This is a genomic window from Segniliparus sp., from assembly GCF_051660745.1.
Classification (GTDB): Bacteria; Actinomycetota; Actinomycetes; order Mycobacteriales; family Mycobacteriaceae; genus Segniliparus.
Window position 1 is genome coordinate 1 of the sequence record NZ_JBOFQF010000046.1, and the last position, 25,186, is coordinate 25,186.

Sequence of the window (25,186 nt, forward strand, 5' to 3'; positions counted from 1 at the left end):
CGCCTTGCCCACGTCGTCGGGCAAGGCGGCGTCTCGAACGTGCAGGATTATTTCCCCAGAGCGATCGGGGTTGCGTCGCGGTCCCCGTCGTCGGCAGTGCCTGCCCTGGCCACCGCGAGCGGGTCCCAATCCGCTGCGCGCGACGGCAGTTTCCGAGGATCGCCGAACACAGCCCCCTGCTTGATCTCCGACAGGAGGTCACGGCCGAGCACAGCGCTCGCCGCGTGGACGCCGCTGATCACAGCACCCGTCGTCCCAGGCCCCCAGCGAGTGCTGCAACCCGCGAGGAACAGGCCGTCGACCGCCGTGCGAGTGCCCGGACGCGTCGGGCCGTACTGGTCGGGGCTCACCGCGATCCCGAACGCGGCGCCATCGGTGGTGCGGGTGTACCGGCGCTGCGTGGCAGGTGTGGCCGCCTCGCTCCACACGACCTGCTCGCGGGCCCCTGGGTAGACACGGTCGATCCGGTCCAGCATCGCCGAGGCGAGCCGGTCTTTGACCTCTCGGTAAACGGGGTCTTTCCGATAGTCGCGATTGTCCGGGTCGATATCGCGGACGCCCCACAATGCCGGAGACTTGGGGACGAGGGTCATCGCTTCGACGCTGGAGTGCCCGCTCGGCGCAGTCCGCAGGTTCTGCGGGTCGCGGACGGTCCCAGAATGGATGAAGGCGGGCATGTTCGTGTCGAAGTCGTCGAGCCAATCGGACCTGGACCTGCGGTGCGCTCCCCGCAGGAGGCTTCCGGACCACTTGACCAGGCTGAAGAGGCTTTCCGCCTTCTCCCAGCTGGGTATCACGTAGTAGTTGGTGTTGGGCGTCCCCCGCAGGTCTCGTTCGAGCCCGAAATAGGTGTTGACGAACGGCCAGCCCATCCGCAGCGCCTTGGCCCGAACCGCAGATCCGGCGGGCAGGTGCTCGGGGCCCACCAAGTCGAGCAGCGTGTGCTTGATATCGGCGTCGGAGACCACCACCGAGCTGTGGACGCACGAGCCGTCGGCGAGGCGCACGCCCACCGCCCTCCTTCCCTCGACGAGGATCTTCGCGACTGCGGCTCCGGTGCGAACGGCGCCGCCGTTCGCCTCCACCACCTGCAGCAGGTTCGCCGAGAGGACCTGCCCGCCGCCACGCGGGAACCAGGCCCCCTTTTCAATAGCGGTGTAGAAATAGGAGACATGCCATCCGAACGGCACGACGTCGGGCGTGGTGGTGTAGGTGCCGCACTGCACGGATAGCGTGAGTATCGCGCGCGGAGAGAATCCGCACGCCACTAAGACCGCGGCGAGCGGCGCCATCGCCACCGGGGAGGCCCAGCCTGCGGCGAGCACCCGGCGCGCCGTCCCGTAATCGCCCCGCATCCGGACGTCCGGCACGAAGACCGCCCGAGAAAGCTTGAGGTAGCGGTCGATCGCGCGCTCCTCCCTCGGGAACGCTTTGAGCAGGTTCTCCCGGAAAAGCTCCCAGCCCCTCGGAACCCGCAGCTCGACATCGGGCCCGAGGATGGTGTCGAACCCGCCAGCGTCCATCGGAAGGAACTCGACGCGGTCGCGCAGGCCCACGCCCCCCAGAAGGGTCGGCCATATGCCGCCCTCGCCCGCGTCCTCGAGGTAGTGCACGCCGACTTCGAATTCCCACCGGCCACGGCGGCGGAACACGTGCGACGACCCTCCGACGACCTTGTACCGCTCGAGCACGAGAACACTGCGCCCATTCGCCGCCAAGTAGGCTGCGGCGGCGAGCCCCCCGAGGCCTGCGCCGATGACTATCGCGTCGTACCGGGCACGTTCACCCATCATTCATTCTCCTCGAAGAGCGCAGGGCGCGAGGCGTCGCGCCACCGATCACGAATAGACCGATTGGTCTATTCACCCCGAATGTACACCGCCCGGTATACTTCGGCAAGAGGTTCACGACACGACATCCGGAGGGCCCCGAACGCGCATGGCAGCACGCGACCGCCTGGTCCGAAGCGCGATCTCCCTGATCCGCCGCAAGGGCGTGGCGGGGACCGGGCTGACAGACCTGACCGAGCACAGCGGGCACTCGCGGCGCACGATCTACCTGAATTTCCCCCGAGGCAAAGCAGAGCTGGTCGAAGCGGCCACCCGGGCCGCAGGCGAGACCATGGGGGACATTATGGCGGCAGCCGCAGCGAGCGACGACCCGGCAGAGATCGTGTCCGCCCTGGTCCAATGGTGGTCCGGCTCGTTGGCGCGCACCGGGCACACGGCCGGATGCCCGGTCGCGGCCGCCGCGCTGGCACGCCCAGAGGCTCCCGGCGCGACGGAAGCCGCGGCTTCGGTCTTCTCCGCGTGGATTCAGATCCTCGCCTCCCGATTCGAACGAGCGGGCGTCGGCCCCGACACCGCCCTACGTTTGGCGACCACCGTGATCACCGCGATAGAGGGGGCGATTGTCGTCTCGGTCGCAGGCGGATCATCCGCCCCCCTCGAACAGACAGGCGCCTCGCTCGTCGAGCTCGTCGCCCGCCACATTCCCCCGCCGCCTGATCCGAACCGCCCTATCGCCGCCGCATCAGCTCCTCCACCGCGCTCGGCAATGTCGTCTCGAAGTCGATCAGCTTCGCCCAGGTCGGCGTGACAACGATTCTCACCATGCTCTCGTAGAGCGAGCGGACCCCGGCCTCCCACTCCGCCCGCTGCTCCGGAGTCATCGCGCAGGCGCCGCCCTGGAAGTACTCGTCAGGTATGCCGTCGACGAGCTCCAGCTCGGCGCGGCCCCGGACCAGCAGGATCAGCGGCGGGTGCGCCTCCGTGTCGATGGTCAGCGCGACCGCCGGGCTCTGGCGCAGCGCGGACACCTTGGCGGCGTTCGGCGCCGTGCACATGACGATCTGCGAGCCGTTCCAGAAGAATCCGATCGGGATCGATCTCGGCGTGCCGTCCTCGGCCACATAGGCCAACCGGGCCAGGCCGCGCTTCAGCAGCTCCCGGCTGGTCGGACGGCCCAGGATGTCGCCGGCCTCGCTCGGCCCCATGATGAAATCCTTCCGCGAGCGGTGCGACTTGTCGCACCGCTTCGGCGCCCGTGTCCGCTCAGATCGGGCGATCAGGCAAGATCCGCGATCAGTGCCACATGAGGACGGCGGCGGCGAGCGCGACGACGCACGCCGAGCCGGCTAACCCAGGCAAGAGTTCTGTGATGCTCACCACCACATTCTATCCCCCCGCCAAACGCACAGGAGGACCCCCGCCCTCTGTGAAGACGCGCTCGGGGCGAGACGCCTACCCGTGGCGGAATTCGACGATGTCGCCGTCCGTCATCACGTAGTCCTTGCCCTCCATGCGCACCTTGCCCGCAGCCTTCGCCGAGGCCATCGAGCCCGCCGCCACGAGGTCGTCGAAGGCCACCACCTCGGCCTTGATGAATTTGTGCTCGAAGTCGGTGTGGATCACGCCCGCCGCTTTGGGCGCGGTGTCCCCTTGGTGGATGGTCCACGCCCGCGCCTCTTTGGGCCCTGCCGTCAAGTAGGTCTGCAGGCCGAGCGTGTGGAAGCCCTTGCGGGCGAGCGCGTCGAGGCCCGGCTCGTCCTGGCCGATGGACTCCAGGAGCTCCGCCCTGGACTCCTCGTCCAGCTCGATCAGCTCCGACTCGATCTTCGCGTCGAGGAACACGGCGTCCGCCGGGGCGACCAGCGCCTTGAGCTCGGCGACGCGCTTCTGGTCGGACAGCACCGACTCGTCCACGTTGAAGACGTACAGGAACGGCTTCGTCGTGAGGAGCGAGAGCTCCTTGAGCAGGCCGAGGTCGATTTTGTCCCGGACGGAGAAGAGCGTCTTGCCCTCGGCGAGGATCGCGGCCGCTTGCTCGGCGGCGGCGAGGGCCTCGGCGAGGTCTTTCTTGTTCTTCGCCTCTTTCGACAGCCTCGGCAGCGCCTTGTCGACCGTGGCGATGTCGGCCAGCACGAGCTCGGTCTCGATGGTCTCGATATCGGCGCTCGGGTCCACCCTGCCGTCCACGTGCACCACGTCGGGGTCGGCGAACGCGCGCACCACCTGGCAGATCGCGTCGGCCTCGCGGATGTTGGCGAGGAACTTGTTGCCAAGGCCCGCGCCCTCGCTCGCCCCGGCGACCAAGCCCGCGATGTCCACGAAGGTGACCGAGGCCGGGATGATCCGCTCCGATCCGAAGATCTCCGCGAGGACGTTCAGCCGCTTGTCCGGCAGCGACACCACGCCGACGTTCGGCTCGATCGTGGCGAACGGGTAGTTCGCCGCGAGCACGCCCGCGCGGGTCAATGCGTTGAACAGAGTGGATTTGCCGACGTTCGGCAGACCGACGATGCCAAGAGTTAAGCTCACAAGCCCTTGACTTTACCCTGGCCGCGGGGCTCGACACACCCTCGCGATTGCCCGAATGCGGACGAATCTTCTACAAGCCGGTACCTTTACAGTGTGTCCGTGAGATCGACAGCGAGGCCCGTGGCGCCTCTCCCGAAGCGCTCCGCGCTTGCGGGGCTGCCCGGCGTGCCCTGGTGGGGCGCGGTCGTCCTGGCTGTCGGCTGCACCGCGATCGGGGCTTCGACAGACATTCTCACCTCGGCGAAATCGGTCGGCGACACCTTCAACTGGCTGTACGCGATCGGCTGCGTGCTCGCGGCGCTGCTGGTGGCGAACACGGGATTGTTCACGGCCGCCGTGCAGCCCTCGTTGATCCTGTTCGTCTCGGTCCCGGTGACGACGTGGATCCTCTCGCCGGACCAGCAGGCTTCGTTCAAGTCCATGCTCTTGTTCGCCGTGCCGTTGATCGGCAGGTTCCCCTGGATGGCATGGGTGTCGGGGATCGCGCTCGCCATCTGCCTCGTCAGATGGGCGCTGTGGCGCCTCGCCGAGCGGCGAGAGGCCAACGCGCCCGCCCAGACGAAGCCGAAGGCCGCGAAGAAGCCGGTCGAGCGCAGGGTCCCGTCCTCCGTGCCGCCCCGCCGCCACCGGAGCTCCCCCGCCGCGCCCGTCCGCGCCCTCGCGGGCGAGGCCCCGCGCAGAGAGACCGGGCCTGTGCCCCGACGGCGGATGGAGCCGCCCCCAGAGCACAGGACTGCGGAGCACAGGACCGCGCCGAGCCGGTCGAGCACCGGGCCGGTCCGCCCGAGAATCGACCCCAGGAGCCTCGACCGTGGGCTCGACCCGTTGCGGCACACCCCGTCGCGCGGCCTTCCCCCGCTGCCGAGCGGAGTCCGCTACCGCCAGGAGCCCGCGACGACCAGGAGCGGCGCCGCGGCGGCGCGAGGCGCCAAGCACGCCGCCCTGCCGCCCGCTCGGGTTCCGGCTCCCCAGGACCTGCGGCAACCGCCGCAGCGCAGGCGCCGCTTCGACTACGAGGACTAAGCCTCTCCGACGCGGCGGCTCGCCCGCACGCCGGTGGGCAGGCTGAACACCACAGTCTCCTGCGCGGTGACCACGGGGCGCACTTCGGAGAAACCGTGCCCCGCGAGCATTTCGAGCACGCCCTGCACGAGGATCTCCGGCACCGACGCGCCCGAGGAGATCCCGACCGAGCGGACCCCGTCCAACCACGCCGGGTCGATGTCTTTGGCGTAGTCCACCAGGCGGGCCGCCGTGGCGCCTGCGCCGAGGGCGACCTCGACGAGCCGCACCGAGTTCGAGGAGTTGCGCGAGCCGACGATGATGACCAAGTCGCAGTCCGGGGCCATCGCCTTCACCGCGACCTGGCGGTTCTGCGTGGCGTAGCAGATGTCGTCGCTCGGCGGGTCCTGCAACTGCGGGAATCGCTCGCGCAGCCTCGTGACGATCTCCATCGTCTCGTCCACGCTGAGGGTCGTCTGCGACACCCAGACCAGCTTCACGCCCTCGCGGACCTGGACCCGGTCGACCGCGTCGACGCCGTCGACCAGCTGGACGTGCTCCGGGGCCTCGCCTGCGGTGCCCTCGACCTCCTCGTGGCCCTCGTGGCCGATGAGCAGGATGTCGTAGTCGTCGCGCGCGAACCGCTTGACCTCTTGGTGCACTTTGGTGACCAGCGGGCATGTGGCGTCGACGGTGCGCAGGCTCCGCTCGGCGGCGAGGTCTCGCACGGCTGGCGCGATGCCATGCGCGGAGAAGACCAAGAGCGCGCCCTCGGGCACCTCGTCCGCCTCGTTCACGAAGACCGCGCCGCGCTCGGCGAGCGTGTCCACCACATGTCGGTTGTGCACGATCTCCTTGCGGACGTACACGGGCGCGCCGTGGCGGGCCAGCGCCTCCTCGACGGCTTGCACAGCCCGGTCCACCCCCGCGCAGTACCCTCGGGGGGAAGCGAGATAGACGACCTTCTGATCCGTCGACAAAGCAGCCACGTCTTCATGATACGTGGCTGGCGCCTCGGCCCCGCCTGTGGCAGGATGAGCACATGAGTGGTGAACGGGAGCCCAATCGCCCCCCTGTCCTGGTCCGATTTGCCGTTGGCGCGCTCGCGAAGAGCTACGAGGACATTCGGTCGTGGACCGACCAGGTCCGCGACGACATCTCCCGCCTCCCGGACGAGATCAAAAAGATCCCCGTGAATCTGGCTTCGCTGCCGGTCCAGGCCGTGACCGACGCAGTCTCCTCGGCGATCCGGCTGCAACAGAACTTCAACGCCTTGGTCATCAAGGGCGACGAGACCCTCGACCTCATCTTCCACAAACCGGAGGAGAAGCCCGCCTGGGCCACGTTCGACGAGGACGAGGACGACGAGCTCCCCCCGCTGGAGGCCCCTGAGACGAAACGGGTCGCGCCGGTCGCCCGGCTTGAGCCCGCGACCGCAGGCGAGCCGACCTCGGCGGCGCCGGCCAGCAAGCCTCCCGTCCGGGCGGTGCGGGCCACCACGAAGCCTTCGGCCGCCAAACCCGCCGCCCCGAAGCCCCCGGTGTCAAAGCCCAGGACCGAGAAACCAGCCGCGAGCAAGCCCCCTGCGCCCAAGGCCGAGGCCCCGGTCAAGGCAGCCCCGCCGAAGGCCGTGACTCCGGCGAAGCCCGCTGTGGTGAAGCCCGCGCCGAAGCAGGCAGCTGCGAAGTCCGCCACCAAGAAGCCAGCCGCAGCGAAGCCCGTCGCGCCCAAGGCCGAGGCCCCGGTGAAGGCGGCGCCGAAGGCCGAGGCCGCGCCGAAACCGGCAGCCGCGAAGCCCGCCGCGCCTGTCGCCGCCGCGCAAGGGAATCGCCCGGAACTGGTCGACTACCTCGAATACGAGACGCTTTCTTTGGCCCAGCTGCGCGCGAGGGCGCGCAACCTCAGCGTGCCGGAGCTGCGCGAGCTCCTCGCCTTCGAGCGCGCCAACGGGAACCGTCCGCCGTTCATCACCTTGCTGGAGAACCGGATCACCACGTCTGGAGCGTGAGTGGGGGCCGCTCAGAACGAGAACAGTCCCCCGGCGGTCCAGACAATAGCCAACGCAGAAGAGTCGCCATGGTCCGTCAAGACCGTGGCGATGAAGGTCGCCGGGTGGATCGACCGCCTCGGCGCGGTCTGGATCACCGGCCAGATCGCCGAGTTGAGCGCCCGGCCCGGCGCCAGGGTCGCGTTCGTCACCTTGCGCGACACCGCTGAAAACGCCTCCCTGCAGATCATGTGCCCCATGAAGCTGCTCCGCGAAGACCCGGCGATCAAAGAAGGCTCCGAGGTCGTCGTCCACGGCAAGCTCTCCTTCTACACCGCGCGGGGCACGCTCGCCCTCTGGGCGGACAAAATCCGCGCGGTCGGGATCGGCGAGCTTTTGGCGCGGATCGAGCGGTTGCGCAAGCAGCTCGCGTCCGAGGGGCTCACCGACCCGAAGCGCAAACGCCCCCTGCCGTTCCTGCCCGGCGGCGTCGGCCTTGTCACCGGCCGCGCCAGCGCCGCCCAGCAGGACGTGCTCTCCATCGCCCGTGCCCGCTGGCCGCAGGTGGACTTCCACCTGCGCGAGGTGGCGGTGCAGGGGCCCGGAGCCGCGCAGGCCGTGATCGGCGCGCTCCGGGAGCTACAAGGGCTCGCGGAAGTCGAAGTCATCATCCTCGCCAGGGGCGGCGGCAGCGTGGAGGACCTGCTCACGTTCTCCGAAGAGGCCCTGTGCCGGGCGGTGGCGGCATGCCCCGTGCCCGTCGTGAGCGCGATCGGCCACGAGACGGACCGCCCGCTCACCGACGACGTGGCCGACGTGCGGGCCGCCACCCCCACCGACGCCGCGAAACGCGTGGTCCCCGACGTGGCCCTCGAACGCGACCGGCTCCACGAGATGCGCGGGCGCAGCGCGGCGGCGCTGCGCGGCTGGGTCGACCGGGAGCAGACCCGCCTCGCCTCGCTCGCGGCCCGGCCGGTCCTCGCCGACCCGCACGCCATGCTCCGCGCCAGGGCCGAAGGGCTCGGCGGGGCGCAGAGCGCGCTGCGCCGCTGCCTCCTCGGCCAGCTGGAACGCGAGCGCCACACGGTCGCCGCCGCGGCAGCCCGGCTCGCCGCGCTCGGACCGGCCGCGACCCTCGCCCGTGGCTACGCCCTCGTCCAAGACGCGGACGGCGAGCTTCTGCGCGATCCCGCGCAGGTCAAACCCGGCGCGCGACTGCGCATCCGCCTCGCGGGCGGCGTGCTCGGCGCGATGACGACGAAGGAGATCCCATGACGGAGCAGCGACCGGCACAAGACCGGCCCGTGCAGGACCTCGGCTACGAGGAAGCCCGCGACGAGCTCGTCGACGTGGTGCGCAGGCTGGAGCAGGGCGGGCTCAGCCTCGATGTCTCCGTCGCGCTGTGGGAGCGCGGCGAAGCCCTGGTCAAGCGCTGCGAGGAGCACCTCGACGGCGCGGCCGAACGGGTGAACGCGGTCCTGACGGCGAATCAGGAAGACACAGATTCCGACGATTCAGCAGAAGATTCGGACTGAGGATTAAACGGAGGCCACTCCCCCGGCCCGAAGCCAGGCGCTGTGCCCGCAGGCTGCTCGTCCCATTCGAAATGCGCGCCGTCCTCGATGTCTGGCCTTATGAACGAGAGCTTCCCGCCGTGGAACTCGGCGCGAGAGAACTCCACCCTGGAGGAAGGGCCGAAATGGGCTTCGGCGAACGAAAGCGAATCCCCTGAGAATTTTGCCCCGACAAACGACACATTGCCGTTGAAGCTCGCTCCATCGAAGTCCGTCCTTTTTCCCGAAAACAGGACTCTTTCGAAATCAAGCCCTTCGAAATAAACACCGGTGAAGTCGAAGTCGCACGTGGACCAAGAGGCATCGGCTCCTTCCAGGAGATGCTGATGAACGACGCGGCAAATCGTCTTGCGCACCTCGCTGTCGTCCTGGCGGTACTCGAAATGCTCTTCGGTCTCGCTCGCTGACGCATCGCTCCCGCCAGGACTCGTATGCTTCCGCACGAGCTTCGACTGGTGGTTCTTCCCTTGTTCCGGCGAGTAGGGCAGGCGCAGATATCCACAGAGCACGTCGACGCACTGCTGGCGGCGCGATCCGGACGACTCGTCCGCAACAGCCGCCATGGCGTAGACGCCTGCGATGCGGACGGCGGCGTCGGGGCTGCCCAGTTGCGCGGCAGCCGCGCCGAACCGCTCGACAAACCGGCCTTGCTCCACAGCGCGCTGCTTCCGGTACGCGACGGTCAAGGCGACCACGCCGACAAAACCTGCGACGACCGCGAGGGCGACCTTCGTGACTTCGAGAGATTCGACGGGCTTGTCGCTCACTGTGAACCACAGATGGAAAGCCAAGAGCACCAGGCAGCCGACGGCGGACGTCGTGGCGAGCGCGACCAGGACCGCCGAAAGCAGAGACTCGCCGTGCAGGCGTCGCTCGAGATGTATGCCGTGTGCGCGCAGCCACTTCCACGCTTGGGAGAGCCTGCTTCGCACATGGGGCGAGTAATCGCGCCGCGCCTGGGACAACCGCCCCTGGGCCTGGGCCAGTTGCCCTTGTGCCTGGGACAGCCGTCCTTTCGCGTGGGGCAGCCAATGTTGTCTCGCGTGAGACAGCCAGCCTTGCACGCGCGACAACCACATCCGCGTGTGCGGCTTGGCCCGCTGCCTCAGCACAAAGAGGACAAAGCGGATTTTGCGACGGGTATAGCGCGCTGACACGCGGCTATGCTAGCGGCTCGGCGCGGCCTTCGCGACCGGCGCGGCGGCCACCGCTCCGGCGAGAACGCGGAAGGCGGCCTCGTCGCCGCCCGTGGCGCTCAGCGTGATCCGCGATGCGCCGTCGTCCCAGATCCACGCCGAGGTCGGGCCTTGGGCGACGACCCGCCAATGCGCGCCGCCGACGTCCTGCGCGGGCTTGTCCTCGCTGTCGGAGAGCGCCAGCCAGGAGAACAGCGCGGGAACCGTCGCGTCGGTCTGCGTGACCCGGTAGGCGCGGCCCACCGGGCTCAGGTAGTTGACCGAGATCTGCTCGTTCGGCAGGTTCGCGCTCTTGATCTCGCCCCGGTCCACCGCGATGGTGCGCCACTTGTCCGGCGCGGCGACGATGCGGACCGGGAACGGGAAGAACCGCGCGGCTTCTTCGAGCGTGTGCTTCGCGTCCACGTCCTTGATCTCGCTCGCGGCCTTCGCGGGGCCGGAGAAGCCTGCGGGCGAGAAGCTGCATTTCCCCGCGAGGCCCGCGACCAGAAGGCAGGCGAGCACGAGCGGCGCGAGGGACAGCATCATGTCCCTCTGGTCGTGCAGCAGCCGATTCTTCTTCTCCGCGCTCATCGGTCCCAGTCTGCCAGGGCGCGCGGCCCGGCGCCAAAATGCCCCAAGGAACTAGGTCGCTTGGCTCACCGAGCTCATAAAGAAGTCCGGCACGCGAAGGGCAGGGGTGGTGGTCCGCTGGAAGTAGAACAACTCCAACCGCGCGCGCTGCCAATCCGCCGCGGAATAGAACCGCGCCTCCACCGACCCCGCCAGCGACCCCCACAACTCCAAGGCCAGCTGATGCGCCTCAAAACCCAACCCTGCGGCGCAACAGCACCGCCCACCGCCACAGGAACAGACTCCCTGTAACTCACCCGTTTATTCGCGCGGCGGCGCTCACTAGGCCGCTTCAGGGGCGGACCAGGCATTCGCGGCTCCAATCGTGTCCCTGATTCAGGGGTACAAGCCGTTAGAATCGGCCATGGGCATCTTGGAAATCGCCAGCCACGACCTGCTCACTGCCTGGCAGTACGTGCATGAGCATGGCGAGCTAGGCGTAGCCGTCGGATTCGCCGGATTCGTCCTAGGAAGACTGGACCGGCGCGGCGACCGCCAAGAGAAACGCAAGGAGGCGGCGACCAGGGAGGCCGCCGATCTGAAAGCCGCCGAATCCGACCGTGTCACGAGGTTTATCGCGAGCTTACGGGCTATTGAGGAGGCCCGCGATCCGTTCGTCCTCAACAAAGCCGCCACCCACGCGAGGTCGCTCGCCAGAAAGCCAAAGCCCGTCGCCTACCGGTCTGACCTTACCTTTGGGCTTCGCCAGGACGGAAAATTTCCTCGGTACCCGGACCCGGATTGGTCAGAAGAACGCTTCGTTGTGGAGCTAAAGCACTACAGCAACCCTGTCGCTCCGATCCCGCATCTCGCGAAGCCCTTCCCTTATTCGAAAGCTGAAAGCTTCCCCGGAGATATTCCGAAAGAATGGCTCCCGAAGCTGGTTGACGCGATCATCTCCACATTGCCAGCGAGGTTCCCCGACTATCACGGCTACACCGAAGCGAGCCCCTACAGCGACAACAGCCCCCGAGAGACCATTCGGCGGATCGCCAGCCTCGCGAAAGAGGTCGAACAGAGCTATCTCCACACCAACCTGGGCGCAGTCGCCGAGTTCGTGGCCAACACCTACGCGAACCACTGGTCGAAGCTGGCGGAAGCCATCCGATCCCTTCTGATAGATCGTGGGAAAGAATTCCCGCACCTCGGAGTGGCTTTCCTCCAATTAGCAGCGAGCGGCGAGAAAATCAAAGCGTACTGGCCGAACCTCGTGCGACTGGCGATCGTGCTCGGCGTCTCCGACTCCGTGCGCTGGATGGAGCCGTGTATTTCCGAAGAGCAAAAGGACGATCTCGCCCCGGCCTACGTGTCGATCCTCCACTACGGAGTGTTCGGGAGCCTTTGGGCGAACCGGTTCTGGCACCACGGCACCTACTGCCACCGGGTGGACTTCGACGCAGAAGAGTCGGACGGGCGCACCCTCTCGGTCGAACGGTTCGAGATCGCGAAAGACTACAGCAACAGCTGCCTCTCGATTGACGAGGTGATCGTCTCGTCGGTGTGCGCGATGGGCATCGTCGCAGAAGAACCACCCTCCGGCCAAGAAGACGACCGGAGGCTCGACGCGATGGAGATCGTACGGAGCCTCGCCGGAACCTTCCGCAGATACGCCCCGAACCCCCACGTCAAGCGCACGCTGAAGAGCACCGGTGTCGGGATGGGCTTAAACGGGCAGGCGCACCTCGAACACGACCGCATCGACAACTTCGTGGAAGGCATCCACGCCCTCGGGCGACGCTGGCCCAACCACCCGGAATTCGACGGCCTTGTCGAGAGTGCCAGCATCCTCCTGCCCGACATCCGGCAGAGACTACAGAGCCTCGCAGAAGACGAACCGTCTGAACCGAAAACCTCGTAGCGGTGCTGTCCCGTTTTTCAAAACCCGTACAGAATCCGAGGCGGGTACGCGGCCGTGGGCGGCTGGTCCGGGGTCCGGGGTGCGGCGGCGTGTGCCTCTCCTTCTTGATCCGCCTCCCCTCGGCGGCTTCCCGTTGGGTCTTCTCCCCATGGCGGCGCGGGCAGAGCGTCTGCCCGTTGTCCATCGTGTTCTTCCCGCCCGCTTTCACGTTGACGATGTGGTCTGCCTCCACATCAAGGCCCTGGCAACCGCACCGCTGGCACGTGTGGCTGTCACGCTCTTTGACCGCTTTCGCCCACGCTCGATCAGTCGGAGCCCTGCATCTGTCCTCAGTCCGGGTCCAAGCCATCAGACAGGACTACGGGAAAGGCTGTAGTCGGTCTCGCTCCCAAAAATCCCTCGAGGAAGCTCGCCTCTGGCGATGGTCTTGCGGTGAGCGTTTCGTGTTCTGGTGTTGCGCGTGACGCTCATGGTTGCTTCAAGCGCTGTTATTTGGATTGCCGAGTTTCCAGGCGCAGGCCTAGTGCGGCGTCAAGCAAAAAGGTATGCCTAAATGACATAGCAGCAAGCATTGGACGCCTGTCGTTCCTCAAGGTTCACTGATTTCACTTTCAACATATTTTTCATATACATTGACCTTTGAGGGAAACATGCAGTCTCAATCCTCTTCCCCTGTTGTCCGACGCTCGTTCAGAGCGTTCCTCATTAGCATTCTTCTGGCCTTCGCGTTCGTCACGCCGCAGGTCGCCGCGTTCGCCGAGCCTTTCTCACCGAAATGCCAAGCGGATATAGCTCAACTCAACCAGCTGATCGCCAACTGGATGCAGCACCAGTCCACCGCTGGGTCGGTGAATCGCTACGACGGGAACGCGGTCGACAACTTCAACGAAATCGAGAACAACTACTCGACAAGGCGCGACGCAGGAGTCAATCAGTTCACAGCAGACGGGTGCGATAAGCAAGGAGGACCCCCCACTGGCCCGGCACGACCCGCTGCCCCAGTGATGCCCGGCGCACCCGGCGGACCTTCCCAAGGCACGCCTATCCTGGTGCGCCCTGGCGCACCGCCCACACGCGGCCCAGCCATCGACAACCCCCAGTCTCTAGTGCCCACAGAGTCAAGGGCACCTGTGCCGCCCGCCGGAGGCCAAACCGTCGACCGGAGCAACGGCAAATACGTCAAAGACCCAGGAGACCGGGTGTCAAGGCCGAACGAGACGAACCAGCTCCCCCGCTACCATGTCGTCTACCCAGACGGCTCCCAACAACTGGGCTGGGACGACGGAAGCTACGCCCGCGTCGAACCGCCCACAGATGACGGCCGCCCGCAAGGCGGATTCCTCGTGGCGAGAGGCGCCAACCCCCTCAACCCTGACAAACCAGAAGGCCGTGGCGGCGGGGTGGACCGGCGCGGCGATGTGTCGGGCCAAGTCCGCAGCTACGACAACAACACCGGGAATTCGAACTTCGACAAGGGACTCCAAGTACCTGGGCTTCAGCCGGGCGACGACAGGAGCCACGTCTTGGCCGACTCCCTCGGCCTCGGCGGATTCCCCGGCAACGTCATAGCCGCACCGCAGCGAGTCAACCGCTCGTTCATGTCGCCCTTGGAGCGCGAAGCGCGAGACACCGGCCTGAACGGCCAGCCCTTTATCTACGCTGTGCGCCTGGTCAACCCCCCGCTCCCTTTGGTGGACCCCGACGACCCCAACTCTGGCACGGTCGGCCTGGATGACCCACGCGCCCGGCCAACACAGATCGTGCAAGGGTTCGCCAGGAAGGGCCAGCGCCTCATCTCGATCTCCAACAACCCAGTCGACCCCGACAACATCGACCCTGACGCGCCGGAGATCACACCGGAGACGAACGACGAGTTCGACCCTTTCTTTGACGCTCCGGATTGGGACTCCGTCGCCGACCAAACGACCGGGGACGAACAGTCATCGGAACAGTCAGCGAATGTGCCGGTAGGATCGACGCACTGACCATGACTGCTCTCGAAGGCCTCGCCCGACTCATCCCGCCGCCGTCCCGCGCGCCAACCGTTGACTGGCCGCAGTACGAACGGGATTTCGGGCGAGGTCTTCCGACCGATTACAAGCAGTTCATCGATGCCTACGGCTCGGTGGAGATCTCGGAACTCCTTATCGTGCTGGGCCCCAACCAGAAACTCGCTTTCGACCTAGCATCCCAAACGCGGACCATTGGCACAGCGAGCGAGCAAGTGGACCCCTACTACCGGACCGACAAGGAAGAGGCCGAAGGCGTGGAGGAAACCCGCTCGTGGCTCGAGGCGCTCACCGCGTGGGGAACCACCAACGAGGGCCACACGCTCTACTGGGACACGCGCGACGCGATTCCGGAGCAGTGGACAGTGTTCGTCACAAACGACACCCACGAACAGTGGGAGCACTATCCCTTCGGCATGGTCGAATTCCTACGGGGCTTGCTCGCAAACGATCTCGATCCTCCCTCCAGGCTCTTCTCCCGAACGCACCTCTACGACGAACCGCCTACCATCTACAGCCTTTCCCCCTAGCAGATTCAGCTATCCCCCCGAGCCGAATCGCTACCGGGATTGCGATCTTGTCGTACACGTGTTCATAATCAAGCGGTGACCGGGATTCGAACGTGTGCGCCCTTGCTGTGGTTACTGGTGCGCCGTTGGGCGATCCGGTTCGCGTGCCGGTCGGGTTGGAGTCGGTGCCGTGCGATTGGGCTTCCCCGGCACAGGACTACCCGGACGGCGGTATCGACCTGCCGCGCGGTATCCACCCAGGACTGCGCCGGCGCAGTCGGCCGGTCGACATCTCATGATCCGCGTGGTTGACATCCTGTCTTTGAAAGCGGGAACAGACCAAGAACTGGCGACCGCGTGAGCATCATCGGCCAGACAGAACCGAACCGTTGCGACGTTCGGATGAGGTTCATCGGCTTTTGCATACGATTGCAGCCAGAAGGCCAAGAACGCGCCTTGGGAAGGCAAAACTCTCTAGGATCGCCATAGCGCCCCTTTTGCGGCCCAACGACAAAAGACCAACGGCAAAAGAACAGACCTGGGGCACGCCAGCGGAGCGTCAGATCGATGTCGACGGGATCCGCACACGAAAGAAGCTCACGAATCGACAGAATGAAGCGCGTGAGACTTCGGGCCGGATGGAACAGCACTGCGCCCACGGACAGTAGGCTCGCTCTCTTTCGGTCAGGACGCACCCCAATTCAGCCGGTGGATAGATGCCCGAAAGAATAGGGTGTCAATGTCGCCGCCGCTTAGGAAGGCATCACATACCTCCGCTCAGCCCGCCTCCTGAGGTTCCCGGCCTTGCGCGCCTCGCACCGCTCCTTCGCCTTGTCGAGCTCGGATTCGAGGAACATCCGCTCCCCATACGCTTTGATCAAGCCTTGGATGCTCCACCGGTAGATAGTCGGGACCGACTTCCCTACATGCCCCGCCGCCTCCCCAACCGTGAGTCAGCGCGGCGCGTCCACATCTAACCGCTCGAACCTCTCCGTCGCAGGTGCCATCGGGGCGAAAAACGCGACCGGAAATCACTCCGAGGCACCGTGGAAATCGAGCCGCAGGCTACACCTGGACCGTCGAGAAGAACAACAACCATAGGCTAGAACAGCGACACGTCATGTCGCTTGGCTCACCGAGCTCATAAAGAAGTCCGGCACGCGAAGGGCAGGGGTGGTGGTCCGCTGGAAATAATCTTTCCACTCCCTCGGCAGGCTCCGCACGGACTCCCCCGCATGGGTCGCCCGGCGCAGGAGGTCGAGCGGGCTCTCGTTGAACCGGAAGTTGTTCACCTCGCCCGCGACTTTCCCGTCCTCGACGAGGTACACGCCGTCCCTGGTGAGGCCGGTGAGCAGCAGCGCGGCGGGGTCGACCATGCGGATGTACCACAGCGTGGTCAGCAGCAGGCCCCGCTCGACGCCCGCGACCAGGTCCTCCGTGCTCCCCCGGCCCCCGGTCAGGACGAGGTTGTCCGCAGGAGTCGAGACGGGCTGCCCGTACTCGGCGGCCAGGGCGCGGGGGTACGCGAGGCGCTCGATGACGCCGTCCTTGATCCAGTCGACCCGACCGATGTCGAGGCCGTTGTCGAAGACCGAGACCTGGTCGCCGGACTCCGTCGTCGCCACGAACGGGGCGCAGGCGAGACCCGGCTCGGCGGGGTCGCTGTACAGGGACAGGCCGAGCTCGCCGAGCCGCTCCCCCACCCTGGTGCCGCCCGCGCGGGAGAACGGGCTGTGCCCCTCCTGCGCGGAGCGGCCCTCCATGCACCAGTACAGGTAGATCATGAGGTCGGCGACCGCTCCAGGCGGCAGGACCGTGTCGTAGCGCCCTGCGGGCAGGTCGATCCTCGTCTCCGACCAGGAGATCCGGCTCGAAAGCTCTGCGAGCAGCCCGTCCGTGTCGAAGTCCGCGAAATCCTCCGTGCTCCGGCCGGCCCACACGCTCGCCTTGTCCTGCTTCGCGTTGATCTCCACCGAGCCCGTGGGCTGGGTGAACCGCTTGCGCAGCCCGGTCGAGGAGCCGAGGAAGACGGTCGTGAGCTCGTGGTGCGCGAAGCCGTACAGCGTCGCGGGGCCCGCGAGGCCCCTGGGCAGGTCCCGGGCCAGGCCCGAGAACACCCCGATGTCCGTGGCCGGGACGGCCTTGTCCCATTCGGGATCGGCGAGGCCGTCGACGAACGGGAGCGCGCCGTCCGCGGCGGGCAGGGAACGCGCGGCGGCCTCGCTGCCCGCGACGAGCTCGGCGAGCTCGGCCGCGTCGGCGACCGTCGCGGTGCGCGTCCCGACGGACTCGCCGACCACGGACACCACGGACACCGAGCGCGACTGGGACACCCCGTTCGTGGTCATCGTGCTGTTCGCCCACCGCAACGAGGCCTCGCTCGTCTCGTGCACCACCACGGCGGCCTGGTCTGCTTTCGAGAGGGAAAGCGCGGTCTCGACGAGGCTCTGCGCTGTCAAACCCTGCGCTGCCAACTGGCTCATGCCTTCCCTTCCTGCGCGGTGTTGAGGACCCTGACCTGGCGGAACAATGCCGACGGGCAGCCGTGGCTGACCGCCGCGACCTGGCCGGGCTGGGCCTTGCCGCAGTTGAACGCCCCGCCCAAGACCCAGGTGCTCTCGCCGCCGACCGCCTCCATCGAGCCCCAGAAGTCTGTGGTGGTCGCCTGGTAGGCCACGTCTTTCAGCTGGCCTGCGAGCTTGCCGCCCTGGATCCGCCAGAACCGCTGCCCGGTGAACTGGAAGTTGTAGCGCTGCATGTCGATGGACCACGATTTGTCGCCCTCGATGTAGATCCCGTCCTCCACGGCTGCGATGAGGTCCTCGGTGCTGCGGTCGGTCTGCCGGTCCGGTTCGAGCGAGATGTTCGCCATCCGCTGGATCGGGACGTGGTGCGCCGAGTCGGCGTAGGAGCAGCCGTTGGACCGGTCGAGCCCGAGCCGGAGCGCGAACGTCCGGTCGAGCTGGTAGCCGACGAGCACGCCGTCCTTGACGATGTCCCAACGCCCGGTGGCCACGCCCTCGTCGTCCCAGCCGACGGTCGCGAGGCCGTGCTCGACGTCCCGGTCCGCTGTGACCCGCATGATCGGGCTGCCGTATTGGAGCGCGCCGAGTTTGTCGGGCGTGGCGAACGAGGTGCCCGCGTACGCGGCCTCGTAGCCGATGGCCCGGTCGTACTCCGTCGCGTGGCCGATCGACTCGTGGATGGTGAGCCAGAGGTTGGACGGCGCGATCACGAGGTCCGTCGGACCCGCGACGACGCTCGGGGCCTTGGCCTTCTCCGCGAGCAGCTCGGGGATGCGGGCGATCTCGTCCGCCCAGCCCCAGCTGCCCCGCTCGTCCAAGTACTCCCATCCCCTGCCGACAGGCGGGGCGAGGGTGCGCATCGTCTCGAAGACCCCCGCCGCCTGGTCCACCGCCGTCGCCTCGAGCTGCGGGTGGAGCCGGACGCGCTGCTGGGTGATCGTCGACCCCGCCAGGTCCGCGTAGTAGCTCTGCTCCTTGACCGCGAGGACGCTCGCCGTGGCGTGCGCCACCGGGTCGGCGGCGAGGAGCCGCTCGGAGTAGTCCGCGAGCAGCGACACCTTCTCCGCGATCGGCACGTCGAAAGGGTCGCGCTCGTACGAGCCCACCCAGACCGCGCCCGGATACGCCGGCTCAGCCGCGAGCTCCACCCGTTCGACGGCGAGCGGCGCGAGCGCCCGCGCGACCTCGACGGCTTGGCGGGCCGTCCGCGAGGCGGACTCCGGAGTCAAATTCACGCTGGACGCAAAGCCCCACACCCCGTCGACGAGGACGCGCACCGCGAACCCGAGCTGCGTGGTGCTGGTGACGCTTTGCGGTTTCGCGTCGCGCAGGCTGATCCGCTCGTCGGCGAGCCGGTGCACCCGCAGATCCGCGTGGTCCGCCCCCAGGGCTTTGGCCTCGGACAGCGCCGCGTCGGCGAGCTGCGCGAGCGGCAGGGCTAAGAAATCCGGATCGACCGAAGGCATGGGGCGAGCCTACCGGAGCCTGTGAGCTCCCGGGAGATCAAATGGACGCATCGCAAGGCGACAGGCAGCAAGCCCCTGGGAGATCAAAGGGATGGATCGCAAGGCGCCAACCCCTCAAGCTCCTGGGGAACCCGTGTGGATGCATCGCAAGGCGGCAGGGCGCGTGGTGCACAAGAGCGGAGGTCACGGAGCAGGTACGCGAGGAGCGGAGCAACGCAGGAGGTCGCCGCGTGGGCCCCGGAGCTATGCCCGGATGTCGCCCATCAAGTCGGCAATCCGCCCCACTGTCTCGCCGCGCTTGGGGTCGCGGCTGCAGATGGTCGCCGAGACGATGGCATAGCCGCTGAGCCTCGCCTCCGACGCGCAGCCCCAGTACGTCGAGCCGCCTTGGAGGTTCTCCCACCGCGCCTTGGTCTCGGTCAGCTCGTACACCTTCGACAACCACGGGGTGACTGTGCCCAGTTTGCTCTTCGAGGAGAGCATCCGGTTGTCGCAGCGAGAGAAATTGCTGGTCATACCGTTGTATGCGCTCCGCGCCGCAGCCTCTCCCGAGTATTGCACCATGATTTCCTCCACCCACACCTCGCTCACCGTGTCGACGAACGGCGGGCGGGCGCTCTTCGCGTCGGCGAGCACCAGCCTGTGGAACTTCGTCCACGACTGCCCCCATTGGTCCGCGTAGCCCGCCTCCCCCACGAGTTGGCATTCCGCGGGCACGACCGTCCATTCCGACGAGTCGGGCTTGTCGTACCACGAGAGTTCGGTCACCTCGGGCTTGACGAACTGGTTGAGCGTGGGAGACAGCGGCAGGACCGGATCGTTGAACCCGGCAGGCTCCGAAGCGGAAGGAGCTGCCTGTCTTGGCTGTTGGGAGGACATGCAGCCGGCTATGAGCGCCACGAGCAAGGCAATGGGCAACACGGCGGCACGCAATCTCATGCTCGTCGCTCACCTCCTCGGGGGAACGCCTCGGGCGCCGTCTCTCGCCCGAACCGCGCTTCGTTAGAGCCGATGCTAGCAGCAAAGCGCACGCCCCGCAGAGCCGTCCATTAGACTCAACCGCTATGGCAGACTATGGCACTCACCATCACGAAGTCCCAGCACATCCGGTCTCTCCGGACCGCAACCTCGCGATGGAACTCGCCCGCGCGACCGAAGCCGGAGCCCTCGCGGCAGGCCGCTGGGTCGGCAGAGGCCAGAAAGAGTCGGGCGACGGAGCCGCCGTCAACGCCATCCGCCAGCTGCTGGCGACCGTGTCGATGCGCGGCGTCGTGGTGATCGGCGAGGGCGAGAAAGACAACGCCCCCATGCTCTACAACGGCGAAGAGGTCGGCGACGGGGACGGCCCGGACTGCGACGTCGCCGTGGACCCGGTGGACGGCACCACGCTCATGAGCAAGGGCATGCCCGGCGCGATCGCCGTGCTCGCCGTTGCCGACCGGGGCGCGATGTTCGACCCGTCCGCCGTCTTCTACATGCGCAAGATCGCGACCGGCCCTGAGGCTGCCGAAGCCATCGACATCACCGCGTCCACCGCGGAGAACATCGCCAGGGTCGCCAAGGCGAAGGGCGTCGAGCCCTCGGACGTGACCGTCGTCGTCCTCGACCGTCCCCGGCATCAGCAGCTCATCACCGAGATCCGTGAGACCGGGGCGCGGATCCGGCTCATTTCCGACGGCGACGTCGCGGGCGCGATCGCGGCCGCCCGGCCGGGTTCGGGAACCGACCTCTTGATGGGGATCGGCGGCACTCCGGAAGGCATCATCGCGGCCGCCGCGATCCGCTGCCTCGGCGGCGCCTTCCAGGCCGTCCTCGCGCCGACCGACGAGGCCGAGCGCCAAAAAGCCTTGGACGCAGGGCACGACCTCGACCGGGTGCTGCACGCGGGCGACCTGGTCGCGGGCGACAACATCTTCTTCGCCGCCACCGGCGTCACCGACGGCGACCTCTTGCGCGGGGTCCGCTACCACGGCTCTAGCGCCACGACCCAGACCATCGTCATGCGTTCGACGTCCGGCACTGTGCGGATCATCGACGCGGACCACCGGATCTCGAAGCTCAAGGAATACTCCGACCTCGTCTGAGGATGCCTAGGCTTCTCAGCGGATGAGGCGCACGCGTACGTCAGAGCGCGGTACGCGAGAAGCTGATAACGCCGCTGAGAAGACTAGGCCGGGTTGTCGGCGGGCAAGTCCGCATTGAGCAGGAACCACGGGGCGTCCTCGGGCGAAAGCGGCACGTCGTAATGCGTGAACAGCCACTGGGCGATGTCGTGGAAGAGCGGCGCGGCGGTCTGGTGGCCCGAGCCGTCCGCGCCCCGGGGCGGCGCGTCCATGTAGATGCCGACGACGAACCTCGGATTGTCCGCAGGCGCGATCCCGGCGAAGGTGATGTTGTTGTGGAGGTCCTCGTAATAGCATCCGCACGCCGGGTTCACCTGCTGGCCGGTGCCGGTCTTGCCGCTGATCTGGTAGCCCGCGACCCGCGCCGTCGACCCGGTCCCCTGCTGGTAGCCCATGGGGTCCCGCTGCGTGATCGCCCGGAACATGCCCCGGACGTCCCGCGCCGTCTCCGGGCGCACCACCTGGACGCCTGCGGGCCGGGGCTCCGCGTGGCCCGCCACCGAGCGGATGATCCGGGGCGGGACCCGCAGCCCGTCGTTCGCGATGGCCTGGTACATGTCGGTCATCTGCAGGAGCGTCATCGAGAGCCCCTGGCCGATCGGGAGGTTGGCGAAGGTCGAGCCGGACCACTGGTCGCGCGGCGGGACTTGGCCCTCGCTCTCCCCCGGCAGGCCCACATCGGTGCGCTGGCCGAGCCCGAACTTGTTGACCAGGTCCATGAACCGGTCCTCGCCGAGGCGCTGCGCGAGCATCAGCGTGCCGATGTTGGACGAGAAGCCGAAGACGCCCGCCGTCGTGAGGCGCTGGGTTCCGTGGCCGAGGAAGTCGTGGATCGACACCCCGCCCATCTGGAGGTTGCCCGGCACGGGGATCACCTCGTCCGGATTCGACAGGCCGTACTCCAAGATCCCGGAGGCGGTGATGACCTTGTTCACCGAGCCGGGCTCGAACGGGCTGGTGACCGCGAGGTTCCCGAGGCTCGCCGGGTCGGCGTTGGCCAGGCCGAGCGCCGGGTTGAACGTGGAGTCGTTGGCCATGGCCAACACCTCCCCGGTCTTCGCGTCGAGCACCACAGCGCTCACATGTTTCGCGCCTGATTTCTCAAGCGCCTCTTGGACCCGCTCCTGCACGTAGTACTGCGCCTCGGCGTCGATGGTGAGCTGCACGTCCGAGCCGTTCACCGCTGGGCGGCGGTCCCGCCAGCTGCCGGGGATCACGCCGCCGTCGCTGGTCCGGTCGTAGGTCACCGCGCCGTCGTGGCCCGCGAGCTCGGAGTCGAGCATCGCCTCGAGGCCGATGAGCCCGTGGCCTTCCTCCCCCGTCACGCCGACGAGGTTCGCGCCGAGCGAGTCGTTCGGGTAGACCCGGACGTTCTGCGGCTCGGAGCCGATATCCGGGAAGCGCTCCGAAATCTGCTCCGCGACCTGCGGGTCCACCTGCTTGGCGAGATAGACGAACGTCTGGTCGGACTTCAGCTTGCCCAGCACATCCGATTCGCTCACCGAGCCGCCGACCAGCTCCCGAATTCCCTTGGCGATCTTCTCCAGCCGTTCCTGCGGAGCGGGCGTGGCGGGATGCGCCGCATGGTCTTTGGCGAATTTCGCTTGAATCCGCTGCGGCTGGAACGTGAGCTTGCGCAGCTGCACGGTGAACGCGAGCTTGCGCCCGTTGCGATCGGTGACGACGCCGCGCACCGCAGGGTCGACAAGGGTGACCGACCGCTGGTTCGCGGCTTCCGCGTTGTAATGGTCCGCCCAGATGGTCTGGATGAAGACGAGCTGGACCGCCACCGCGCCGAGCGCGAGGTAGATCACCGCGAGGCCGAGCCTGCGGCGGGCGGTGAACCATTGCAGCGGACCCCGCAGCCTGGCGAACGGCGAGCGTGCCGCGCTTATCGCGGTACGGCGCGCTCGATCACTCATGCGGCTCCTGTTCTGGTTGGTCCGATACGGCTGGCTGGGATGCTACTGGCCCAGGGAGCTCGAGTGGTGGAGGCGCGGGGTTGTCAGCGGGCGGCACTGGGACGATTCGCGGAGCCTGGAGCTGCGGGGCAGGCGCGGGCGAGGGAAGGCCCGGCATGGCCGCAGGAGACTGGCTCCCCGCCTGTGACATCGGCGGGACGGGCAGCATCGGATCGGCGGACGGCAGCCCTGGGACCGGCGGCTGCTCGGGCTCGTCCACAGGCGCGGCAGGAGCTGCGGGCGCGGCCTCTGTCGGACGGACGCGCTCCACCGATTCGTCCGGCTGGGCCTGCTCTGCGGCAGGAGCCGGGGCCGGGGCGTTGTCGCCCTGCGGGGCCGGGGCGTTCGGGGCGGGCGGCGGAGTCTTCGCCGGATCGCCCGGTTTCGCGGGGCCGGGGCCGAGCTGCTGCTCCGGCCCTCCCGCCGCAGGCTTGAGCTCGCCGACCACCTGCACCGAGCCGTCCGGCTGCGGCACGAGTTTCGCCACGTCCCGCGCGGGCACCATGCCAAGCTCTCCCGCCCGGCGCGCCAGCTCCGTGATCGACTGTCCTTGCTCCATGCCGCGTTCGAGCCGTTCCTGCTCTTGCTGCAGCTCTCGGTTGTGCGCCCGCATGGTGGAGAGGGTCGAGGCGTCTTCCGTCGACCTCGTCGCGAGCCACAACGTCGTCGCCAAGCCCACCGCCAAAAGCCCCATCACACCGATCACGAAGGGCACCCGGCGCAGAAGCTCCCGAGACGGGACGGCGATCATCCACCACAGCTTCTCCCCGTCCGGGAGCGACGGGAGGGCGGAACGGGCGAAACCCTTCGCCGCGTTGCGGTTCGACTGGCGGCGGCTCGACTCCACCACGGGACGGCGGTCGCTCGCCTGCCCCATCCGCACGTCTCTGCGCCGCAGCGCGCGGGCGGCGGCTTTCGAGCGCTGCCGAGTCGCTGCCGCTCCCGGTTTCGTGCCACTGCGCATCAGCCGCCAACCCCCTGGACAGATGTTCCGGAAACTCTTTCGACCGCCCTCAGGCGCACCGACGCGGCCCGGGAGTTCTGCGCGATCTCCTTCTCGCCCGCAAGCTCGGCGCCCCTGGTGAGCGAGGCGAACTCGGCCTCGAAGCCGGGCAGCTCGACGGGGAGGTCGATGGGCGTGCGGGAGGCGGTCGCCCGGACGAACTCGTCTTTCACGATCCGGTCCTCGAGCGACTGGTACGCGAGGACGACGATGCGCCCCCCGAGCGCGAGCGCGGCGAGAGCCTTCGGCAAGACCGCGCGCAGGCTGCCCAGCTCGTCGTTCACTTCGACCCGGAGCGCTTGGAACGTGCGTTTCGCGGGGTGTCCCCCGGTTCGTTTCGCCTTCATCGGGATGACGTCGTCGATGAGGCGGACGAGCTCGGCGCTGGTGGCAAGCGGCGCCGTCGCCCGTCTGCGGACGATCTCGGCGGCGATCCGCCCCGCGAACCGCTCCTCGCCGTATGTCTTGAGCACTCGGGCGATCTCCCGCTCGCCGTAGGTCGCCAACACCGTCTGCGCGGTGAGCTCGGACGAGCCGTCCATGCGCATGTCGAGCGGGGCGTCTTTCGAGTACGCGAAACCACGCTGGGCCTGGTCGAGCTGCATCGAGGAGACCCCGAGGTCGAGCAGGTAGCCGTGCACGGACTCATCGCCCAGCGCCCGCTCGACCTCGTCGAAGCGGGCGTGGACGAACCGGACCCGGTCCGCGAGGCTGCCGAGGCGCTCCCTCGCGACCTCGATGGCTTTCGCGTCCCGGTCCATGCCGACCACCCGGAGCGACGGGAATCGCTCCAGGAGCGCCTTGGTGTGGCCGCCGAGCCCGAGCGTGCCGTCCACAAGGACCGGCTCCGGCACGTTGAAAGCCGGAGCCAGCAATTCCACAACCCGGTCGAGCATGACCGGAACGTGCTGCGGCTCTTCCGCTGACATCGGGACTCCTCTGAACGGCGCGGCGAAAGATCGCGGGCGGCCAGCCGAATGCCGATCTGGCGCCGGGGAAGCGCGCCAGATCGGCATTCGGCTGGCCGTCGGCGAAAGAAGGG

22 protein-coding genes and 2 pseudogenes are annotated in these 25,186 nt (G+C 67.7%); 9 read left to right on the forward strand and 15 right to left on the reverse strand.

Going from position 1 to position 25,186, the window contains the following annotated elements; all coding sequences use genetic code 11:
- Window positions 1–47 precede the first annotated feature (47 nt).
- Entirely contained in the window at window positions 48–1,793 is a 1,746-nt protein-coding gene (locus ACRC20_RS17095) for a phytoene desaturase family protein (protein ID WP_438687597.1), read from the reverse strand.
- A 145-nt stretch (window positions 1,794–1,938) separates the two neighbouring features.
- Here ACRC20_RS17095 and ACRC20_RS17100 point away from each other — a divergent pair, with 145 nt between their 5' ends.
- Complete coding sequence (locus tag ACRC20_RS17100; protein WP_438687598.1) at window positions 1,939–2,598, forward strand: TetR/AcrR family transcriptional regulator; 660 nt, start codon at window positions 1,939–1,941, stop codon at window positions 2,596–2,598.
- On the opposite strand, the gene ACRC20_RS17105 is transcribed toward ACRC20_RS17100, so the two are convergent.
- Together ACRC20_RS17105 and ychF are read right to left on the reverse strand one after the other, a co-directional pair.
- Window positions 2,519–2,995 carry a pyridoxamine 5'-phosphate oxidase family protein gene (locus tag ACRC20_RS17105; protein WP_438687599.1) on the reverse strand — a complete coding sequence of 159 codons (477 nt, stop codon included), beginning with the start codon at window positions 2,993–2,995 and terminating at the stop codon, window positions 2,519–2,521. The two genes, ACRC20_RS17100 and ACRC20_RS17105, sit on opposite strands and share 80 nt — an antisense overlap.
- 247 nt (window positions 2,996–3,242) lie before the next feature.
- A complete protein-coding gene (ychF, locus tag ACRC20_RS17110; RefSeq protein WP_438687600.1) occupies window positions 3,243–4,319 on the reverse strand; it encodes a redox-regulated ATPase YchF in 1,077 nt (358 codons plus the stop codon).
- 99 nt (window positions 4,320–4,418) lie between these two features.
- Between ychF and ACRC20_RS17115 the strand changes: the two genes are divergently transcribed.
- Entirely contained in the window at window positions 4,419–5,342 is a 924-nt protein-coding gene (locus tag ACRC20_RS17115; protein WP_438687601.1) for a DUF6542 domain-containing protein, read from the forward strand.
- Here ACRC20_RS17115 and ACRC20_RS17120 read toward each other — a convergent pair.
- Window positions 5,339–6,310 (reverse strand): 4-hydroxy-3-methylbut-2-enyl diphosphate reductase, encoded by a 972-nt coding sequence (locus ACRC20_RS17120; protein ID WP_438687602.1) that lies wholly within the window; start codon window positions 6,308–6,310, stop codon window positions 5,339–5,341. The genes ACRC20_RS17115 and ACRC20_RS17120 overlap by 4 nt on opposite strands.
- Before the next feature lie 53 nt (window positions 6,311–6,363).
- Between ACRC20_RS17120 and ACRC20_RS17125 the strand changes: the two genes are divergently transcribed.
- The 3 genes from ACRC20_RS17125 to ACRC20_RS17135 are packed head-to-tail and all read left to right on the forward strand — an operon-like array spanning window position 6,364 to window position 8,843.
- The gene (locus ACRC20_RS17125; protein WP_438687603.1) at window positions 6,364–7,329 is read left to right on the forward strand and encodes a hypothetical protein; all 966 of its coding nucleotides are present in this window, start codon (window positions 6,364–6,366) and stop codon (window positions 7,327–7,329) included.
- On the forward strand, window positions 7,330–8,583 hold the full coding sequence (gene xseA / locus ACRC20_RS17130; protein WP_438687604.1) for an exodeoxyribonuclease VII large subunit: 1,254 nt from the start codon (window positions 7,330–7,332) through the stop codon (window positions 8,581–8,583).
- Entirely contained in the window at window positions 8,580–8,843 is a 264-nt protein-coding gene (locus ACRC20_RS17135; protein ID WP_438687605.1) for an exodeoxyribonuclease VII small subunit, read from the forward strand. The genes xseA and ACRC20_RS17135 overlap by 4 nt, the downstream gene beginning before the upstream one ends.
- Here the strand turns inward: ACRC20_RS17135 and ACRC20_RS17140 are convergent.
- The 3 genes from ACRC20_RS17140 to ACRC20_RS17150 form a co-directional block, all read right to left on the reverse strand.
- The gene (locus tag ACRC20_RS17140) at window positions 8,798–9,577 is read right to left on the reverse strand and encodes a pentapeptide repeat-containing protein (protein WP_438687606.1); all 780 of its coding nucleotides are present in this window, start codon (window positions 9,575–9,577) and stop codon (window positions 8,798–8,800) included. The genes ACRC20_RS17135 and ACRC20_RS17140 overlap by 46 nt on opposite strands.
- A 471-nt stretch (window positions 9,578–10,048) precedes the next feature.
- Window positions 10,049–10,651, reverse strand: coding sequence for a DUF4245 domain-containing protein (locus ACRC20_RS17145; protein WP_438687607.1), 603 nt, complete (start codon window positions 10,649–10,651; stop codon window positions 10,049–10,051).
- Between the two features lie 51 nt (window positions 10,652–10,702).
- Window positions 10,703–10,864 carry a hypothetical protein gene (locus ACRC20_RS17150; protein ID WP_438687608.1) on the reverse strand — a complete coding sequence of 54 codons (162 nt, stop codon included), beginning with the start codon at window positions 10,862–10,864 and terminating at the stop codon, window positions 10,703–10,705.
- Between the two features lie 190 nt (window positions 10,865–11,054).
- Here ACRC20_RS17150 and ACRC20_RS17155 point away from each other — a divergent pair, with 190 nt between their 5' ends.
- The gene (locus ACRC20_RS17155) at window positions 11,055–12,548 is read left to right on the forward strand and encodes a hypothetical protein (protein ID WP_438687609.1); all 1,494 of its coding nucleotides are present in this window, start codon (window positions 11,055–11,057) and stop codon (window positions 12,546–12,548) included.
- A gap of 142 nt (window positions 12,549–12,690) precedes the next feature.
- Here ACRC20_RS17155 and ACRC20_RS17160 read toward each other — a convergent pair.
- Window positions 12,691–12,897, reverse strand: a pseudogene (locus tag ACRC20_RS17160) (HNH endonuclease); the annotation flags it as partial.
- Between the two features lie 781 nt (window positions 12,898–13,678).
- Here ACRC20_RS17160 and ACRC20_RS17165 point away from each other — a divergent pair.
- Both ACRC20_RS17165 and ACRC20_RS17170 read left to right on the forward strand, forming a co-directional pair.
- Window positions 13,679–14,533, forward strand: a complete 855-nt coding sequence (locus ACRC20_RS17165) for a hypothetical protein (RefSeq protein WP_438687610.1) — start codon at window positions 13,679–13,681, stop codon at window positions 14,531–14,533.
- A 2-nt stretch (window positions 14,534–14,535) separates the two neighbouring features.
- Window positions 14,536–15,087, forward strand: a complete 552-nt coding sequence (locus tag ACRC20_RS17170) for a hypothetical protein (protein ID WP_438687611.1) — start codon at window positions 14,536–14,538, stop codon at window positions 15,085–15,087.
- Between the two features lie 731 nt (window positions 15,088–15,818).
- Here ACRC20_RS17170 and ACRC20_RS17175 read toward each other — a convergent pair.
- From ACRC20_RS17175 to ACRC20_RS17190, 4 genes and pseudogenes are all read right to left on the reverse strand, one after another.
- Window positions 15,819–16,007, reverse strand: a pseudogene (locus ACRC20_RS17175) (hypothetical protein); the annotation flags it as partial.
- A 177-nt stretch (window positions 16,008–16,184) separates the two neighbouring features.
- Window positions 16,185–17,549: a metallopeptidase TldD-related protein gene (locus ACRC20_RS17180; RefSeq protein WP_438687612.1), complete on the reverse strand. Its 1,365-nt coding sequence runs from the start codon at window positions 17,547–17,549 to the stop codon at window positions 16,185–16,187.
- The gene (locus tag ACRC20_RS17185; RefSeq protein WP_438687613.1) at window positions 17,546–19,057 is read right to left on the reverse strand and encodes a TldD/PmbA family protein; all 1,512 of its coding nucleotides are present in this window, start codon (window positions 19,055–19,057) and stop codon (window positions 17,546–17,548) included. The genes ACRC20_RS17180 and ACRC20_RS17185 overlap by 4 nt, the downstream gene beginning before the upstream one ends.
- A gap of 243 nt (window positions 19,058–19,300) precedes the next feature.
- Window positions 19,301–19,996 (reverse strand): sensor domain-containing protein, encoded by a 696-nt coding sequence (locus ACRC20_RS17190; RefSeq protein WP_438687614.1) that lies wholly within the window; start codon window positions 19,994–19,996, stop codon window positions 19,301–19,303.
- Window positions 19,997–20,121: 125 nt separating this feature from the next.
- On the opposite strand from ACRC20_RS17190, the gene glpX reads away from it, so the two are divergent.
- Window positions 20,122–21,141, forward strand: coding sequence for a class II fructose-bisphosphatase (glpX, locus tag ACRC20_RS17195; protein WP_438687615.1), 1,020 nt, complete (start codon window positions 20,122–20,124; stop codon window positions 21,139–21,141).
- Window positions 21,142–21,224: 83 nt separating this feature from the next.
- Here glpX and ACRC20_RS17200 read toward each other — a convergent pair whose 3' ends face one another.
- The 3 genes from ACRC20_RS17200 to rsmH are packed head-to-tail and all read right to left on the reverse strand — an operon-like array spanning window position 21,225 to window position 25,073.
- The gene (locus ACRC20_RS17200; protein WP_438687616.1) at window positions 21,225–23,102 is read right to left on the reverse strand and encodes a peptidoglycan D,D-transpeptidase FtsI family protein; all 1,878 of its coding nucleotides are present in this window, start codon (window positions 23,100–23,102) and stop codon (window positions 21,225–21,227) included.
- Window positions 23,095–24,105, reverse strand: coding sequence for a hypothetical protein (locus ACRC20_RS17205; protein ID WP_438687617.1), 1,011 nt, complete (start codon window positions 24,103–24,105; stop codon window positions 23,095–23,097). Before ACRC20_RS17205 ends, ACRC20_RS17200 begins: the two co-directional genes overlap by 8 nt.
- On the reverse strand, window positions 24,105–25,073 hold the full coding sequence (gene rsmH, locus ACRC20_RS17210; RefSeq protein ID WP_438687618.1) for a 16S rRNA (cytosine(1402)-N(4))-methyltransferase RsmH: 969 nt from the start codon (window positions 25,071–25,073) through the stop codon (window positions 24,105–24,107). The genes ACRC20_RS17205 and rsmH overlap by 1 nt, the downstream gene beginning before the upstream one ends.
- Window positions 25,074–25,186: the final 113 nt, after the last annotated feature.